This is a genomic window from Amycolatopsis sp. PSD-21, assembly GCF_055561455.1.
This window is the reverse complement of sequence record NZ_CM145712.1, coordinates 8,662,092-8,677,955: the sequence shown is the minus strand read 5'-3', so window position 1 is coordinate 8,677,955 and position 15,864 is coordinate 8,662,092. Positions and strand designations below refer to the sequence as shown.

Annotated in this window: 16 protein-coding genes; 14 read left to right on the top strand and 2 right to left on the bottom strand. The window is 69.3% G+C overall.

The features are described from left to right. The first annotated feature begins 2 nt into the window (after nt 1-2). The 5 genes from ACZ1DY_RS40790 (at nt 3) to ACZ1DY_RS40770 (ending at nt 3,378) form a co-directional block, all read left to right on the top strand. Nucleotides 3-380, top strand: coding sequence for a hypothetical protein (locus tag ACZ1DY_RS40790; protein ID WP_465482865.1), 378 nt, complete (start codon nt 3-5; stop codon nt 378-380). A gap of 87 nt (nt 381-467) precedes the next feature. Next, the gene (locus ACZ1DY_RS40785) at nt 468-1,007 is read left to right on the top strand and encodes a recombinase family protein (protein ID WP_465482864.1); all 540 of its coding nucleotides are present in this window, start codon (nt 468-470) and stop codon (nt 1,005-1,007) included. Beyond that, a complete protein-coding gene (locus ACZ1DY_RS40780; protein ID WP_465482863.1) occupies nt 1,004-1,240 on the top strand; it encodes a helix-turn-helix transcriptional regulator in 237 nt (78 codons plus the stop codon). Before ACZ1DY_RS40785 ends, ACZ1DY_RS40780 begins: the two co-directional genes overlap by 4 nt. Nucleotides 1,241-1,322: 82 nt before the next feature. Then, a complete protein-coding gene (locus ACZ1DY_RS40775) occupies nt 1,323-2,816 on the top strand; it encodes a tyrosine-type recombinase/integrase (RefSeq protein WP_465482862.1) in 1,494 nt (497 codons plus the stop codon). A gap of 205 nt (nt 2,817-3,021) precedes the next feature. After that, nucleotides 3,022-3,378, top strand: a complete 357-nt coding sequence (locus tag ACZ1DY_RS40770; protein WP_465482861.1) for a hypothetical protein — start codon at nt 3,022-3,024, stop codon at nt 3,376-3,378. Between the two features lie 192 nt (nt 3,379-3,570). Here the strand turns inward: ACZ1DY_RS40770 and ACZ1DY_RS40765 are convergent, their stop codons facing one another. After that, on the bottom strand, nt 3,571-4,233 hold the full coding sequence (locus ACZ1DY_RS40765) for a GntR family transcriptional regulator (protein ID WP_465482860.1): 663 nt from the start codon (nt 4,231-4,233) through the stop codon (nt 3,571-3,573). A gap of 460 nt (nt 4,234-4,693) precedes the next feature. Further along, nucleotides 4,694-6,115 carry an aldehyde dehydrogenase family protein gene (locus tag ACZ1DY_RS40760; RefSeq protein WP_465482859.1) on the bottom strand — a complete coding sequence of 474 codons (1,422 nt, stop codon included), beginning with the start codon at nt 6,113-6,115 and terminating at the stop codon, nt 4,694-4,696. Nucleotides 6,116-6,201: 86 nt separating this feature from the next. Between ACZ1DY_RS40760 and ACZ1DY_RS40755 the strand changes: the two genes are divergently transcribed. The 9 genes from ACZ1DY_RS40755 to ACZ1DY_RS40715 all read left to right on the top strand — a co-directional run bounded on the left by ACZ1DY_RS40755 (nt 6,202) and on the right by ACZ1DY_RS40715 (nt 15,703). After that, nucleotides 6,202-7,650, top strand: coding sequence for a gamma-glutamyltransferase (locus ACZ1DY_RS40755; RefSeq protein WP_465482858.1), 1,449 nt, complete (start codon nt 6,202-6,204; stop codon nt 7,648-7,650). Between the two features lie 40 nt (nt 7,651-7,690). Then, nucleotides 7,691-8,314, top strand: coding sequence for an SRPBCC family protein (locus ACZ1DY_RS40750; RefSeq protein ID WP_465482857.1), 624 nt, complete (start codon nt 7,691-7,693; stop codon nt 8,312-8,314). Then, a complete protein-coding gene (locus ACZ1DY_RS40745) occupies nt 8,314-9,150 on the top strand; it encodes an aspartate dehydrogenase domain-containing protein (RefSeq protein ID WP_465482856.1) in 837 nt (278 codons plus the stop codon). Before ACZ1DY_RS40750 ends, ACZ1DY_RS40745 begins: the two co-directional genes overlap by 1 nt. An 87-nt stretch (nt 9,151-9,237) precedes the next feature. Continuing rightward, a complete protein-coding gene (locus ACZ1DY_RS40740) occupies nt 9,238-9,627 on the top strand; it encodes a RidA family protein (RefSeq protein ID WP_465482855.1) in 390 nt (129 codons plus the stop codon). Further along, a complete protein-coding gene (locus ACZ1DY_RS40735) occupies nt 9,624-10,499 on the top strand; it encodes an FAD binding domain-containing protein (protein WP_465482854.1) in 876 nt (291 codons plus the stop codon). The genes ACZ1DY_RS40740 and ACZ1DY_RS40735 overlap by 4 nt, the downstream gene beginning before the upstream one ends. Then, nucleotides 10,496-11,065: a (2Fe-2S)-binding protein gene (locus tag ACZ1DY_RS40730; RefSeq protein ID WP_017984966.1), complete on the top strand. Its 570-nt coding sequence runs from the start codon at nt 10,496-10,498 to the stop codon at nt 11,063-11,065. Before ACZ1DY_RS40735 ends, ACZ1DY_RS40730 begins: the two co-directional genes overlap by 4 nt. Next, the gene (locus ACZ1DY_RS40725) at nt 11,062-13,485 is read left to right on the top strand and encodes a xanthine dehydrogenase family protein molybdopterin-binding subunit (RefSeq protein ID WP_465482853.1); all 2,424 of its coding nucleotides are present in this window, start codon (nt 11,062-11,064) and stop codon (nt 13,483-13,485) included. The genes ACZ1DY_RS40730 and ACZ1DY_RS40725 overlap by 4 nt, the downstream gene beginning before the upstream one ends. A gap of 48 nt (nt 13,486-13,533) precedes the next feature. Beyond that, on the top strand, nt 13,534-14,073 hold the full coding sequence (locus ACZ1DY_RS40720; protein ID WP_465482852.1) for a cupin domain-containing protein: 540 nt from the start codon (nt 13,534-13,536) through the stop codon (nt 14,071-14,073). Nucleotides 14,074-14,326: 253 nt separating this feature from the next. Then, nucleotides 14,327-15,703 (top strand): MFS transporter, encoded by a 1,377-nt coding sequence (locus ACZ1DY_RS40715; RefSeq protein ID WP_465482851.1) that lies wholly within the window; start codon nt 14,327-14,329, stop codon nt 15,701-15,703. Nucleotides 15,704-15,864: the final 161 nt, after the last annotated feature.

Sequence of the window (15,864 nt, the reverse complement as noted above, 5' to 3'; positions counted from 1 at the left end):
CCGTGACAACCGTCCGCCGCGCACGCGAACCAAGGCCAGTCGAGTGGGGTGAATACGCCGCCGCCGTCCACCGGTGGGAGCTCATCACCGCCCGGCCCGCGCCGTACCCGACGCAGCCCGGGCGGCATGGACGTCCCGTGCTCGCGCCGCCGTTCGTCGAATGGCTCATGGGCTTGCCGCCGGGATGGGTCACCGCCGACCATCTCGACCTGCCGCGCACCGCGCAACTGCGCGTGCCGGGCAACGGCGTCATGCCTCAGCAGGCCGCCCACGCCCTACGCCTCCTGCTGGACGACCTGACCCACCTGCACTGTCCGTCGGCCAGCACCGCGAAGGCTTCGACGCGCGGCCTGCGCACCGGTACCCGTTCGCATTCCTGAAACCCGTGGCGCTCCGGGGCATGAGGACGCCGATCCCGCCCCGGAGCGCCACGCTCCACCCGCGCCTACCCGAAAGGGTTCCTTGCCATGCCCCAAAACAGCCCATCCCGTTCTGTGCGCCGCTGGGTCCGTGCCGTCTTCGTCCACCGGACCACGCGCGTAGCTCTCGTGCGGAATCCCGAACGGTCGATCGAGACGACCACGGCCCCGGTCCGCCCGCCCTATGGCTACACCAAGATGACCGTCACCGGGACTCGGAGCCGGTGGACACCGGAACCTCGTCGCTCCTTGGTGGTGCAAGACATCTTCTACTGGCGCGCGGTCGCCGGACTGTCCATCGAGGACATCGCCGCCCGGCTCGACGTCGACCACGACCGCTACCCGCCGCCCGGGACCGGCACCGTGTGGTCACCCGATGCGGTCGCCGCGATCCTGACCACCGTCCAGTACACCGGCTACCAGGCCACCGGTACCCGAGACGGGAACGGCGACCTTCGGCCCGCCGAACAATGGGTGCTCTCCGCACAGCCCACGCACCGTGCCCTGGTCACCCCCGCCCTGTTCTGGGCCGCCCAACATCCCGCGACGAGCGTGCGCGCCACCCGCGATGACCGGAGCACGTCATGACGACCTCGCTCCCGAGCTATGCGCTGGCAGTACGCCAACAACTGTGGGGTCTTGGTGTCACGACCGACCTGATGACCGCCGCCCGCGTGCTCGGCATCGGCCGGACCACGGCCTACCGGCTCGCCCGTGAGGGGGCGTTCCCGGTTCCGGTCAAACGGGTCGGCCGGAACTACCGGGTCGTGGTCGCCCGGCTGGAGGAATTCCTCGAGCTGGACGAAGAGCCTCGTGGCTGACGCTTCCTCTCTGTCCCCACCGGAGCGTCGATGGGCGCTGACCACAAGCACACGCCCCTGATCCCGGCAAGGAACGAATCCGATGGCGCAGAACTTCTCCGGCAGCACCTACAAACGCTGCACCTGCAAACACCCCGGCACCGGTAAGCCACTCGGGTCGGCATGCCCGAAACTCAAACGACGCAACGGAGCCTGGAGCTCCGAGCACGGCTCCTGGTACTACCAGGCCGAACTACCCGCCCGAACCGACGGTACCCGCCGCACCCGCAGGCGCGGTGGGTACGAGTCCCAGACCGACGCGCAAACCGAACTGGACAAGATGGCCGCCCTGGTCGAGACCGCCGAACCCTACGGTGCCGCCGTGATCGCCGCGGTCGGCGACGTCATCGACAAGCACCTCAAGACCAAGGAACCGTTCCCGTCGGCGCGGACCCTCGGCGCGCGATTGGACGCAGGATCCGCCGACGCCGGGGAGATCCCGACCGTCGCCGAGTGGCTGACCACGTGGTACGCGGGGCGGAAGAAGAAACTCCGCGGTACCACCCAGCTCTCCTACGGCAGCCACCTGCGGCTCTGGCTCATTCCGCATCTGGGTCACCTCCGGCTCGACGAGCTCACCGTCGTGCACATCTCGCGCATGTTCGATGCGATGGCCGAACGCAACGACGCCATTCGCGCCGCGAAAGCCAGTGACGATCCCGATATCCGTAAGAGCGTGCACGGTATGCGGACCTTGAGCGACGCCAGCATGCAGCGCTACCGCGCCACCTTGCGCGCCGCGCTCAACGCCGCCATCCGAGACCCCCGGTTACCGATCACTTTCAACCCCGCCTCCTACGTCGAACTCCCGTCCGGGCGGCGGCCGAAAGCGTTGTTGTGGACGCCCGAGCGGGTCGAACGGTGGCAGCGCACCGGGCAGAAACCGTCCCGGGTCATGGTGTGGACCCCGGAACAGACCGGAAAGTTCCTCGATCATGCCCTCGAACACCCTTACTACGTGCTGCTGCACCTCATCGCCTACCGAGGGCTCCGGCGCGGCGAAGCCTGCGGCCTGCCTTGGTGGGACGTCGACCTGGCCCGCCACAGCATCACGATCTCCGCGGCTCTGGTCCAGATCGGCTGGCAGGCCGAGATGGGCGAACCGAAAAGCGAAGCCAGCGGTCGCGTCATCGCCCTCGACGCCGCCACGACCGACGTCCTCACCAAGCAGAAGGAACACCAGGCGAACCTGCGTGCGGCAGCGGGCGGCGCGTGGATCGAGAACGGCCTGGTCTGCACCGAACCCGACGGCAGGCCCCTGCAACCGTCGCACCTCAGCGACGCCTTCCAGGCCATCGCCGAAGCCGCAGGCCTCCCGCCCGTCCGGCTGCACGACCTCCGCCACGGCGCCGCAACCCTCATGATCGCCGCCGGAGCCGACCTCAAACAGGTCCAGGAACTCCTCGGCCACTCCAGCATCGCCATCACCGCCGACACCTACACCCACGTCCTGCCCGAACTCGCCCGCGAAACCGCCGAAGCGGCCGCCTCGATCATCCCCCGCCGAAACAATCGAAACGCCCTGCCCGCTGCCTGACGGAGGCGGCGGACAGGGCTGCGCAAGCGGATTGTCCACAGGTCTTATTTCGGCTCAAAATTTAATATGCCTGCCCAAGCTGGAAGCCTGGGCAGGCCGAGGAACGACAAAGCCCTCTGCTCGCAGCGTAGCGGTTATCGCGATGACTGGCAGTTCTTGCGGACCGGGTGCATGCTGAATGCCTGTATCGGATTAGGGGGAGTGGATGGGAAACACGACGACGATCAAGGGACAGCATGTATTCGGTGCCGCGATCATGGTGGGCATCGCCGACGACGACATCGCCGACTGCGTCGCCGAATACGACGCCGCCACCGAGGATGAGGCACGCCGCTGGATCGAACGGACACTGCCGGTCACGTCGATGCCGGACTGGGTGCACCAGCGCCCTCACGGAGCCGCCGGCGCCTTCCTGTTCGGCTGCTACCACTTGGGTGTTCGCGTGCAGGACGGCGACGGTGCTTCTCATTGGGAGAAGGACCCTTTCGACGACCCTGGGCATGTTGCCGATTTCATCGACGGTCAGCTGCGCTGGTGGGTACGCACAAGCTATCGGCAGTAGCTGGCGTGCTAGTTGCGATCCGTCTCGCCAGAAGCTGCCCGGGATGTCCATTTCGGAACGAGTACGAGCACTCGCCGATCCGCGGTCACTACGGACTCTACTCGTGCCGTTAGCCTGCGTCACGCAGCTTGAACCATGTTCCAGAAGATCATGGCGCATCGGCCACGTAAGACACGTTCTAATGGGCCGGTGCTACGGCGTGCGTCCCCATTTCTCGCGAAGGACGTCGTGCGTGCGCTCGATGTGCTCGCGGGCCGCAGCGCGGGCTGCCTCAACATCCCGCGCGTCGAGGGCGTCGAGGATCGGGTCGTGCTCGGCGAAGCGGTCCATCCGGACGTTGCTGAACAGCCAATGGACCTTGCGGTCGAGGATCTTGAGGAAGGCATTCAGCATGCCGTGGCGGGCAAGAGCGGCCAGCTCGTGATGGAACTCGGCGTTGAGCCGCATGGCGTTCGGCTGGTCGCCGGCCGTGGCGGCGGCGGCCCCGGCGTCGGAGAGCGCGCGCAACCGGGCCACGTCCTCCAGCGAGGCGCGGCGCACGGCGAGTCCGATGGCCTCGACCTCGAGCAGCCTGCGCATGTCGAAGATCTCGTCGATGTCGGTAATCTGCGGCGTGCGAACACGTGCGATGCCGCGGGGGCGGCGCTCGAGCCAGCCCTCGGCCTCGAGCTGCTGGAGGGCCTCGCGCACCGGGAGGCGGCTCGTACCGAGCAGTTCCGCCGTCTGGTTCTCGCGGATCGACCCGCCGGGTGGGATCTCGCCCGAGACGATCATTTCGACGAGCCGGTCGTAGACCTGCTCGCGCAGCGTCTGATTGGCGCTGCCGACCAGCGCCCCCTGCGATACGGCCGTCATCGTTTCTCCACCTCATCAACCACCACTCTGCTCATCGACCATATCAATTCTTGACGACCAGATGGCCGAGAAGTAACGGTGCGCTCACCCTGGGACATGGCTCGCCGCACTTCACCGCTGCAGAAGCAGCTCATGGGTGGTGACGATGTGTCGGCGAGCGGGGCCGGTGCGCGCCTCTGGACATCTTGTGCGTCCAGAAGCGCGCACACGATCGTCTTCGACGAGCCGTCTATCCGGACGTTGTTCGGCAGCCGGTGGATCTTCCGGTCGAGGAAGGCCGGGAACGAGTCCGGGAGGTCTAGTGTGCCGGCGTCGTCAGCTCGTGATGAACAGGCGTGTCGGATCGACTGGATCACCGTCGTCGATCAACGGCCGCGGCCGCGCGACTCCGGCCGACGAGCCTCTCGAAGAGCCGGCCCTGTACCCGCTCCCGCGAGGTGTGATCGCCGCGTGACATACGTCAATTGTGGCGGAGACCCACGAACTTGAGGGTTGAGAGCTCCTCCATCGCGTACCGCACACCCTCGCGACCAAGCCCGCTGCGCCCGACACCGCCGAACGGGTAGGTGTCCAGCCGGAACCGGGTGGCCTCGTTGATCCACACGGAGCCGGCCCGGAGTCCGCGGGCCGCGGCGAAGGCCCGGTCGAGGTCACGAGTGAAGCACGCGGCCTGCAGCCCCACATCGACGGAATTGGCGACGGCCAACGCGTCGTCGAGATCGTCGACGGACTGGACGACGACGACGGGGCCGAAGACCTCCTCGCGCAGCAGGCGCGAGTCCGGGTGCGGGTCGGTCACCACGGTCGGGCCGAGGTAGAGCGAGTCCGTGCGGCCATCGAGGGCGATCCGCCCGCCGCGGGCCTCGGCGTCGTCGACGAGTTCGACGACCCGGTCCCGGGACCGCCGGTGGATCATCGGGCCGAGGTCGGTCGCCGTCTCGGCCGGGTCCCCGACAACGAGGCCGCGAGCCGCGGCGAGGAACGCGGCGAGGAACTCGTCGTGTGCCGGCCGTTCGACGAGGATCCGCTGGGCGGAGATGCACTGCTGCCCGCTCGCCCCGAAGGCCGCGCCGGTGATCCGGATGGCCGCGTCGGCGAGGTCGGCGTCGGCCAGGACGATATTCGGCGCGTTCGAGCCGAGCTCGAGCAGGACCGGCTTGATCCCCGCCTCCCGGAGTACGGCCTCGCCGGCGACCGTGCCGCCGGTGAGAGACACCGCGTCGACCCTCGGGTCGCGCGAGAGGCCGAGCACGACTTCCGGGCCGCCGTGCAAAACCTGCAGGACACCGTCGGGCAACACGCTGGAGATGGCGCCGACGAGGCGTTCGACGACCAGCGCGGCCTCAGGCGAGGGCTTGACGATGACCGTGTTACCCATCGCCAGGGCCGGTGCGACCTTCTGCAGGGTCAGGTTGACGGGGGCGTTGAACGGGGTCACCGCGGCGATCACCCCCAGCGGCTCGCGCCAGGTCATGCCGGTGCGGCCCTCGCCGCCCGGAACGGCGTCGAGCGGCAGGGTCTCGCCGCCGAGTGAGCTGAGCTCCTCGGCGCAGCGCAGCAACATGTCCGAGCCGCGGTTCGCCTCGGCGCGGGCGAACCGCACTGGCTTGCCCAGGCCTCGGACCAGATCATCGACCAAAGCGTCACGCTGTTCGTCGACCGCGACGGCTGCCTGGCGAAGTAACGCGGCGCGGCGGTGGGCAGGCAGCGCGGCGAACTCCACGGCGGCGGACGCGGCCTTCGCGATCGCGCTCGCGACGTCGGCAGGTCCGGCGTTGGTGACGGCCCCCAGCGTCGCGCCGTCGATCGGTGACCGCACCTCGGTCCTCGAGACGTCCGTGGTTTCGGCCTGCTCGACCCGGGAGTCGATCTTCGTCGTCATGTCTTCGCCGCCAATCGTCCAGAAATTCTGGGTAGTCAAACCTTTTTTTGTATACTACGTTGGGTCTGAGCATACAAGGAGTGGTAATGCACAGTGTTCCCGAAGAGGCGGCGATCGCCCAGTACCGTGCGACTAGCGAGCGTGCGGTCGTCACCGCCGCCACTCCGATGGCCGCCGACGCAGGTGTCGCGGTCCTGCGCGACGGCGGGACCGTCTACGACGCCGTGGTGGCGGCAGCGCTCGTCGAGACGGTGATGTTGCCTCCCAAGTGTGGGCTCGCGGGTGACGTCGTCGCCCTGGTGAAGCGCGCGGACGCCGCCGAGCCGGAAGCGCTGCTCTCGATCGGGACAGCTCCTCGCGCCCTGGCCGAGACGCTCGCCACGCGACCCCTGCCGGCGGTCGGGGGGCTCTCCGTCGGTATTCCCGGTGCGCCGGCGGGGTACCGGGCGTTGGCCGAACGCGGCCGGATGTCTCTCGCCCGGCTCGCCGCACCGGCGATCGAGCTGGCCCGCGGCGGGTTCGCCTGGACCGAGATCGGCGCTTACCTCACCGAGCGCTCGGTCGAGGTGCTCCGCACGCAGAACCCCGACGGCGTCGTCTACCTGCCAGGGGGACAACCCGCCGCGGTGGGTACGCACACGAAGGCGCCTGGCCTTGCCGAGGTCTTGGAACGCTACGTCGCCCACCCTGAGGCGCTGTTCGCCGACGAGCTCGGGGACGCGGTATACGAGGCGATCCGCCGCAGGGGCGGGGTGATCGAGCGCGACGAGCTCGACAGTGCGCGCGCGGTCTGGAGCGCGCCGGCGACGGGCGCGGCCGGCGCCCGGCGGTTGTGGGCCACCCCCGGGCCCACCCATGGCCCCTCCCTGCTCGACGCGGTCGTGGCGTCCTCTCGGGACTGCTCGGCGGGAGAGCTGGTCGCCTGCGTCGAGGCCGCGATCGCGCACCGGGTTCGCACCCACGGGGACCGGTCATCGGGCGGTGGCACCTCGGTGGTCACCGCGGCCGACCGCAACGGTGACGCTGTGGTGCTGGTGCACTCGAACTCGTTCCAGCGCTACGGCAGCGGCATCGTCGTCGAGCCCTACGGCCTGGTGCTGTCCAACCGCCCCGGCCGAGGCTTTGCCGCCACCCCGGGGCACCCCAACTTCCCCGCCGCGGGCCGCAGACCGGTCACCACGCTGCATGCGTGGGCGGTGGGCCTCGAGGACGGCACCCTGCTGATGGGTGCCACCCCGGGCGGGGAAAACCAGATGCGCTGGAACTCCCAGACCGTCACGAGCGTGCTCGACGGGGTCCACGACCCGGCGGCCCTCGTCGAAGCGCCCCGCTGGGGGCGCTTCGGCGACCGGCTTGTCGTCGAGGAGGGGTTCTGTGCGGCGGATCTGGTGAGCCTGCGGGCTCGCGGTGAGTTCGACCCGGCCGGACGACACTCGCTGCGCTCCGCTCAGCAGGTGCTCCGTCTGCCGGGCGACCACGGCCCGTTATCGGCCGGTGCCGACCCCCGCACCGGCGCCGCCGCGCGCGGCCTGTGATCAGCCGATCTTCTTTGATCCACCCTCGAAAGGACGACTTGTGCAGCTCGAACACACCTTCATCATCGCCGCGCCGCTAGACAAGGCGTGGGCGGCACTGAACGATCCCGCGCGCGTCGCTCCGTGCTTCCCCGGCGCGGCGCTGACCGAGGCCGCCGGTGACGAGTTCGCCGGGACCGTGAAGATCAAGGTCGGCCCGATCTCCATGACCTACAAGGGCAAGGGCACTTACCAAGAGCGCGACGACAGCGACCACCGCGTGGTCATCGGCGCGTCCGGGCGCGACACCCGCGGCAACGGCACCGCTGCCGCCACGTTGACCGGCACGCTCCGCGCCGCCGGTGCGGACAAGACCGAGGTCACCGTGATCACCGATATGACCATCACGGGAAGGCCGGCCCAGTTCGGCCGAGGCGTCATCTCCGACGTCGCGGACTCGATCATCGGCCGGTTCTCCTCGTCCCTGGCGGAGTCCCTGGCTGCCCCGTCCGCTCAGGCCGCCACGCCGGCGGAGTCGGTTCCGGCGTCCGCCGCTTCGGTCGAGCCGCTCGACCTGCTCGGCGCGGCCCCGATGCTGCGTTGGGCCGGTCCCGCGGCCGTAGGCGTTCTCGCCCTCGCCGTCGCGGGCCTGTGCGCCGCCCTGTTCCGCCGCAGGCGGTCCTAGTGACGGCGGAATCTCTCGCCCGGTCTGAGGCCGGTGTCGACGCGTTTCGGGTCGGTCTCGTCGGCTACGGCGCGATCGGTCGTCAGGTAGGGGAAGCGCTCATCGCGGGCCGGGTGCCGGGGGCGGTGCTCGCCGGGATCATGGACAAGGCGGGCGCCCCGGAGGAGTTCGCCGTCGCGGACGTCGCCGCCCTCGTCGACACCGCGGACATCATCGTGGAGGCGGCGGGCCCGCAGGCGCTGAAGGAAATCGCACCCGCGGTTCTCGAGCGTGGCGGCACTCTTCTCGCGGTGTCCACCGGGGCGTTTCTCCGGCCCGCGGTGCGACCGCTGCTAGATCACCCCGGGCCGGGCCGGATCATCCTGAGCACCGGTGCGATCGCTGGCCTTGACCTGATTCGCGCGGCACGGCTTTCGGGCTCCGGGGTCCGGGTGGACCTTCGCACGACGAAGCGCCCGCCCGCGCTCGTGCAACCCTGGATGTCGGACGAGCAGCGCGACGGGTTGCAGCAGGCCCTTCCGGGTGACGCGCCATCGGTTGTCTTCAGTGGCGGACCGGAGCAAGCCGCGGAGCTGTTCCCCGCCAACCTCAATGTCGCCGCGGCGCTGGCCCTGGCCGTCGATTCGCCCGAGGCGGTGCACGTAGAGCTGGTGGCCGATCCGAACGCGGAGCGGACCAGGCACGAGGTGACCGTCACCTCGGACCTCGGCGTGCATCGGTTCGTCTTGGAGAACTACCCGAGCCCAGCTAACCACGCGACCAGCGCACTGGTCGCGTGGGCGGTGCTGCGCTGCCTCGCCGACCTGGGCCCTCGGGCTCGTCCGGCGTTCCGTTAGGCGCAAACGGACAGCCGGCCGCTCGCAACACAAAGTTTTCAAGATTATATCTTGTCAACTAAAAACCACTTGGAATACCGTGTGGGAATGACGACTGAAGCTCACTCGCCCGTCGACCGGGCCCACCCTTACTCGCCCGCGAGGCTCGTAGGTGACACGGCCTACGTCTCCGGCGCCCTCGCTGTCGATCGCGCGGGTGAGCCGGTCACAGGGGCCGGCGAAGCGCTCGACGCGGCCCTCGACCGCCTTGAGGAGCGACTCGGCACTGTCGGGCTCTGCTTGGCAGATGTCGTCAAGCTGACTTACTTCGTCACCGACATCAGCCTCCGCGCCGCTGCCAATGATCAGCTGATCGCCCGGTTCGAGGCTCCTCGCCCGGCGCGCAGCTTCCTCGCCGTCTCGGCTCTGCCCTATGGGGCCACGGTCGAGATCGAGGCGGTAGCCCGGCGGCGAGCCGACGACGGCACCGCGCGATGAAGCCCGCGGCGTTCGCCTACGAGGCACCGGCGACGGCAGCCGAGGCAGTCGATCTGCTGGCCCGGCACGGTGAGGATGCCAAGTTCCTGGCCGGCGGTCAGAGCCTGCTGCCGCTGCTCGGACTGCGACTCGCCGCGCCCACGGCACTGATCGACCTGAACGGCGTGACCGAGCTGGCGCACCACCGGCACACACCCGACGAGCTCGTGGTCGGCGCGCTGTGTCGACACCGCGACATCGAGCTCGACCCGCGCGTCGCGGCCCGGTCGCCGATGATCGCCGAGGCCGTCCGTCACATCGGCCACGTGGCCATCCGCAACCGGGGGACCGTCGGGGGCAGCCTCGTTCACGCCGACCCCTCCGCGGAGTGGACCGTCCTGGCGATGCTGCTCGACGCCACGTTCGTGGTCCTCGGTCCGTCCGGCGCGCGGACCCTTGGCGCGGCCGAGTTCTTCGACGGCTTCCTGGCCACCACCCTGGAGCCAGGTGAGCTTCTCACCGAGGTCCGGTTCCCGCTGGCCCCGCCCACGACCGGCACCGCCTTCGTCGAGCTTGCCCGCCGCCACGGCGACTTCGCCATCGCGTCTGCCGCGGCGGCCCTGGAGACCGACGGCGACGGTCGCATCACGAGCGCGCGCCTGGCCGCCTCCGGCGCCGCGCCCGCGGTCGTGCGGCTGACCGCTGCCGAGGAAGCGCTGCGTGGCAGACCGGTTGGGGAGGCCGCCTTCGCGGAAGCCGCCGATGCCGCTGTCGAGGCCGCTGAGCCCACCCCGGACCTGCATGGAGACGCCGAGTACCGGCGGCGGCTGGTGGGCGTCATAGTCCGGCGGGCCCTCACCCGCGCCGCCGAGAGGATCGAGGACAACTCATGAGCGTCCAGGCCACCGGCCAGGAAATCGCGATCACCCTGGCTGTCAACGGTGCCACGCTGACGGCCGAGGCCGAACCCCGGATCAGTCTGGCGGACTTCCTGCGCGACAAGCTCGGGCTGACCGGCACGCACCTCGGGTGCGAGCACGGTGTGTGCGGTGCCTGCACCGTCCTGCTCGACGGCTACTCCGCCCGGGCGTGCCTGGTGCTGGCCGTCACCGCGCAACGCCACGAGATCACGACGATCGAGGGGATCGCGCAGGACGGTGAACTCGACGAGGTCCAGCAGGCGTTCTCCGAGCAGCACGGCCTGCAGTGCGGGTTCTGCACACCGGGCTTCGTCATGGCGACCCAGGAGTTCCTCGCCGAGGGACACCCCACCGACGACGCGACGATCCGCGACCAGCTCGGCGGCAACATCTGCCGCTGCACCGGCTACTCCGCGATCGTGCGGGCGGTGCAGTGCGCGGCGGACAAACGGGCAGCCTGCGGGTCCGCCTGCGGTGCCGCCGACAAGGGGACGCCGTCCGTGGACGGGGAGCGAACTGAACCGGAGGACGCAGCATGACCGCCACCCTGCCAGCCCATTCCGGCCACGTGGTCCCGGAAGTGGAGTCCGCGCCACCGCCTGGCACCCCCTGGGTCGGCCGCAGCGTCCGGCGTAAGGAAGACCGGCCGCTCGTCACGGGTACGGGCACCTACGTCGCCGACATCGAACTGCCCGGCATGCTCGAGGTCGCGATGCTGCGCAGCGGCGTCGCGCACGCCCGGATCGTCTCGATCGACACCAGCGCGGCGGAAAACCTGCCCGGCGTGCACGCCGTGATCACCGGGACGGACATCGCGGACGCGGTCAAGCCGTTCAGCCGGTTCGTCGACCAGGAGCACACCCCGCCCGGACTCGCCGAAGCGGCGTCGCCGGTCACCCTCGCGTGTGACATCGAAGTGCTCCCGGTGGACCGGGTCCGCTACGTCGGCCAGGCGATCGCCGCGGTCATCGCGACCGACCGCTACGTCGCCGAGGACGCGCTCGGAATGATCGAAGTCGAGTACTCCGACCTTCCGGTGATCGTCGACCCCGAGGAAGCGATCGCCGACGGGGCCCCGTTGCTGCATGAAGACATACCCCGCAACATCCAGGCCTACTTCGAGGTCGAGGCGGGCGACGTCACCGCCGCCTTCGCTGAGGCGACGCACACCGACAGCTTCCGCTTCACCACCCAGCGGCAGGCCGGCGTACCTATGGAGACCCGCGGCGTGGTCGCAACTTTCGACCGGGTCGCCGAAGAGCTGCAAGTCTGGAGCTCGACCCAGGCGCCGTTCATGGTCCGGACCCGTATCTGCGAGCAGCTCGACGTGCCCGAGCACAAGGTCCGCGTGACCGCGCCCGACGTCGGCGGCGGGTTCGGCCCGAAGGTGCAGGTCTACCCCGAGGAGGTGCTCATGGCGCACCTCGCCCTTACCTACCGCATCCCGCTGCGGTGGATCGAGGATCGTCTGGAGCACCTCACCTCCACCGCCCACTCCCGCGACCAGATCCACTTCGTCGACGTCGCCTACGAGCCAGACGGCACCATCGTCGCCGTCGACGACCGCTTCCTGCTGGACTGCGGCGCCTACAATCCGTTCTCCATCACCTGCGCGTACAACAGTGCCGCGCACTTCCGCAGCCTCTACCAGGTGCCGCACTTTCGCTCGCGCGGCGAGTGCGTGCTCACCAACAAGACACCGAACGTCCCCTACCGCGGCGCCGGACGACCGGAGGCCATCTTCGCGATGGACCGGCTCGTCGTCGAGATCGCACGCAAGCTGGGCCTCGACCCAGTCGAGGTCATGCGGCGCAACCTCGTGCCCGTGGAAGACATGCCCTGCTCGCGGGGGATGCCGTACCGGGACGGCAACGAGATCGTCTACGACGCCGTCGACTTTCCTTCAGCCTTCGACAAGGCGCTCGCCGCCGTCGACTACGAGCGGCACAAGCACGACCAGCAGGCACTGCGCGAGCGCGGCGTTTGGCGCGGCATCGGTGTCGGCACCTACGTCGAGGGCACGGGCATCGGCCCCTTCGAGGGCGCCCAGGTCGAGCTCACGGCCACCGGCGTCGTTCTGGTCGGCGCCGGCAGCGCGCCGCACGGCCAGAGCCACCGCACTACGTTGGCCCAGATCGCGTGCGATGAGCTCGGGACGCACATCGACCAGGTCATCGTGCGTGCCGGGGACACCTCCGTGGTGCCCTACGGCTGCGGAACGTTCGCCTCGCGCAGCGCGGTGACCGCGGGCTCGGCCGTTCTGGTCGCCTCCCGCAGGCTCCGCGAGCGCATCGTGGCGATCGCCGCCACCATCCTCGGCGCGCCGCGGGAGACCCTCGAGCTCGCCGACTCGACGGTGTTCGTCGCCGACGAGCCCGATCGGATGGTGACCTTCGCCCAGATCGCCGCCGCCGCCGCGCCCGGCCCGCACTCGCAGGTCCCGAAGGACTTCGAAGCCGGGATCAAGGAGACCTACTACTTCGTTCCGCCTACGGTGACCTTCGGCTACGGCTTCCAGGTCGCCGAGGTCGAGGTCGACGTCGAAACCGGCTTCGTGGACCTGAAGAACATGGTGATCGTGCACGACTGCGGACGCATCATCCACCCCCAGATCGTCGACGGGCAGATCCAAGGAGGGGTCGCCCAGGGTATCGGCGCCGCCCTCTACGAGCAGCTGGTCTACGACCCGCAGGGGCAGCCGCAGACCACGACCTTCATGGACTACCTGCTGCCCACGATGAACGACATCCCGGTGGCGCACCAGATCCACCTGGAGACCCCGTCCGAGCGCAACCCGCTCGGCGTCAAGGGGGTCGGCGAGGCGGGGACGATCTCCCCTCCCGCCGCGATCGCCAACGCCGTCGTCGACGCCCTGGCCCCGCTCGGCGTCTCGATCGACCGGCTCCCCGTCACCCCGTTCAGCGTGCACCAGGCCATCGAACGGGCACGCACGGCGTAGCCCGGTTCCCGAACCGACCCCAACCCCTACACCGACCAGAGGAGAATCATGGGTAAAGCATTCCACCCGCGTCCGCCGGACGTCGAGAAGCTCTCGCTCCAGGAGATCGCCGACACCTACACCGGCCGGTTCCGGGACAAGACCGCCGACTGGGACGCCTTCGCCGACGCCCGCATCGACGGGTATCGCCGCGCACAGCACCGGTTCATCGGCGCGGGCGGCTCGGGCAAGGTCACCGACCCCAGCATCATCCCGGCCCGGGCGTTCACGCTCAGCATCATGTTTGTGCCGCCGGGCCAAGGCAACGCCCCGCACACGCACGAGGTGGAGGAGGTGTTCTTCGTCCTCCAGGGTCACCTCGAGGTGTTCGTCGAGGACGAGGAGGGTAACCGGATCACCCGCACCCTCGGCCCGTGGGAGACCGTGGCGTGCCCGCCCGGGGTGATTCACGGTTACGACAACACCAGCCTGGAGCCCGTGTACTTCCAGGTCATGCTCGGCAAGGGCAACCCCGAGCTGATGGGTTACGCCGACGCGGAAATGCTCAAGAACCGCGACGCGCACCTGACGACCCAGATCACGGCCTGAGACCACCGCCCGGGCCGCTTGACCGCTCCGGCGGCCCGGGCGGCGTTCTATCCGCGGCCGCCCCGACCACCCCGCTCCCACTCTTCGTAGGGGCGCCCCGGTCACCTGCTGTCAACGTCGACATTCCCGCTGGCCTGCGCCTGCCCCGTGCGCGAAGAGAAGAGACGATCATGGCTACGATATTTCCCCATCCCCAAGACGACAGGCCGGCGACGTCCGGCCTCGCCGACGCGGACCGGAGGGATGAGGCCCGGTGAGTACCAAGAAGACCGCCGACGGCGTGTCGGCCGCCGAGCCGTTGACGACCGACCCGGCCACAGAGCGAATGACCCCACAGGCCAAGAGCGCCGCGAAGGGCGCCTGGTTCGGCTTGTTCGTCGACTACTTCGACATCTATCTGCCGATCGTCGCCTTGGCCCCGGCCCTGGGCTACTTCATGGCGGCCGACCTGTCCGCGACCGAGGCGACCACCTTCGGGTTCGCACTGTTCGCCGCGGCCTTCCTCGGCAGGCCGATCGGTACGTTCGTCTTCGGCCACCTCGGCGACAAGATCGGCCGCAAGCGCACCACCCTGATCGCCGCGGGTGGTGTCACCGTCACCACGTTCCTCGTGGGGGCGCTGCCCGGCTACGCTGTCGCCGGTGTCTGGGCGCTGATCCTGCTGCCCCTGCTCCGGCTCGTCGGCGGCGTGTTCATGGGCGGGCAATACACCAGCGCGAACCCCCTCGCCATCGAGGGTGCGCCGCGGCGGTTGCGTGGCCAGGTCGGCGGGATCATCGCCGGCGCCTACCCGCTGGCCTACGTGGCGATCTCGCTGGTCACCTTCGCCCTGATGCGGATGCTCAACGGGAGTAACGCCACCGGCCCGTATCAGCAGTGGGGCTGGCGCATCCCGTTCGTCATCGGCGGAGTGCTCTCGCTGTGCTTCTTCTTCTACTACCGCAAGGAGGTCCAGGAGTCCGCGGTGTGGGAGGAGTCCCGCAAGTCCGGACAGAAGTCCACCGGGTCGCCGCTGAAGACCCTGTTCTCCGGGGAGAACCGCAAGGCTCTCATCCAGGTGTTCATTCTGATGACCGGCCTGTGGTTCGGCATCCAGATCCTGACCTCGGCCACCCCCACCCTGCTGATCTCCTACTTCAAACTGCCCGGCCAGTCGGTCACTTGGGGCCTGCTCATCGCCAACGTCGTCCTCGCGGTCGCCTACCCGCTGTTCGGCCTGCTCGGCCAGCGCTTCGGAAGGCGGCGGATGCTCTCGATCGCCGGCGTAAGCACCGTCACGCTCTCAGCGGGCCTCTATTGGCTGATGATCAGTGTGGTCAGCGGCGGCGGATCATTGCCGCTCACCATCCTGCTCGTCGGCCTGTGCCTGGTGATCACCGTCGCACCCAACGCGATGATCGTCGCGTACCTGTGTGAACGGTTCCCGACCAACGTCCGGTCCTCGGGCTACGGCATCGGCTACACCCTGGCCGTGGTGATCCCGTCGTTCTACAGCGCGATCATGCTCCAGCTCGGGGAGGTCATGCCCTACTCGCACGTGCCGGTACTGCTCCTCGTCGTGGCCGGCGTGCTGACCTTCGTCGGCGCCCGGATGGGTCCGGAGACCAACAAGGTCTCCATGGACGACTGACCCTGCCATCCCGACGTCGCGGTCGGCGGGCGCGGCGCTGTCGCGCCCGCCGACCCGCGCCAGTGGCGCGACCCGGCGACGAGAGACGCCGAGACGAACCCATCACCCGTTCTCACTCCCGGCGACCGTGAGCTCATCTCCCTCGGCGAACGGTGGTCGCA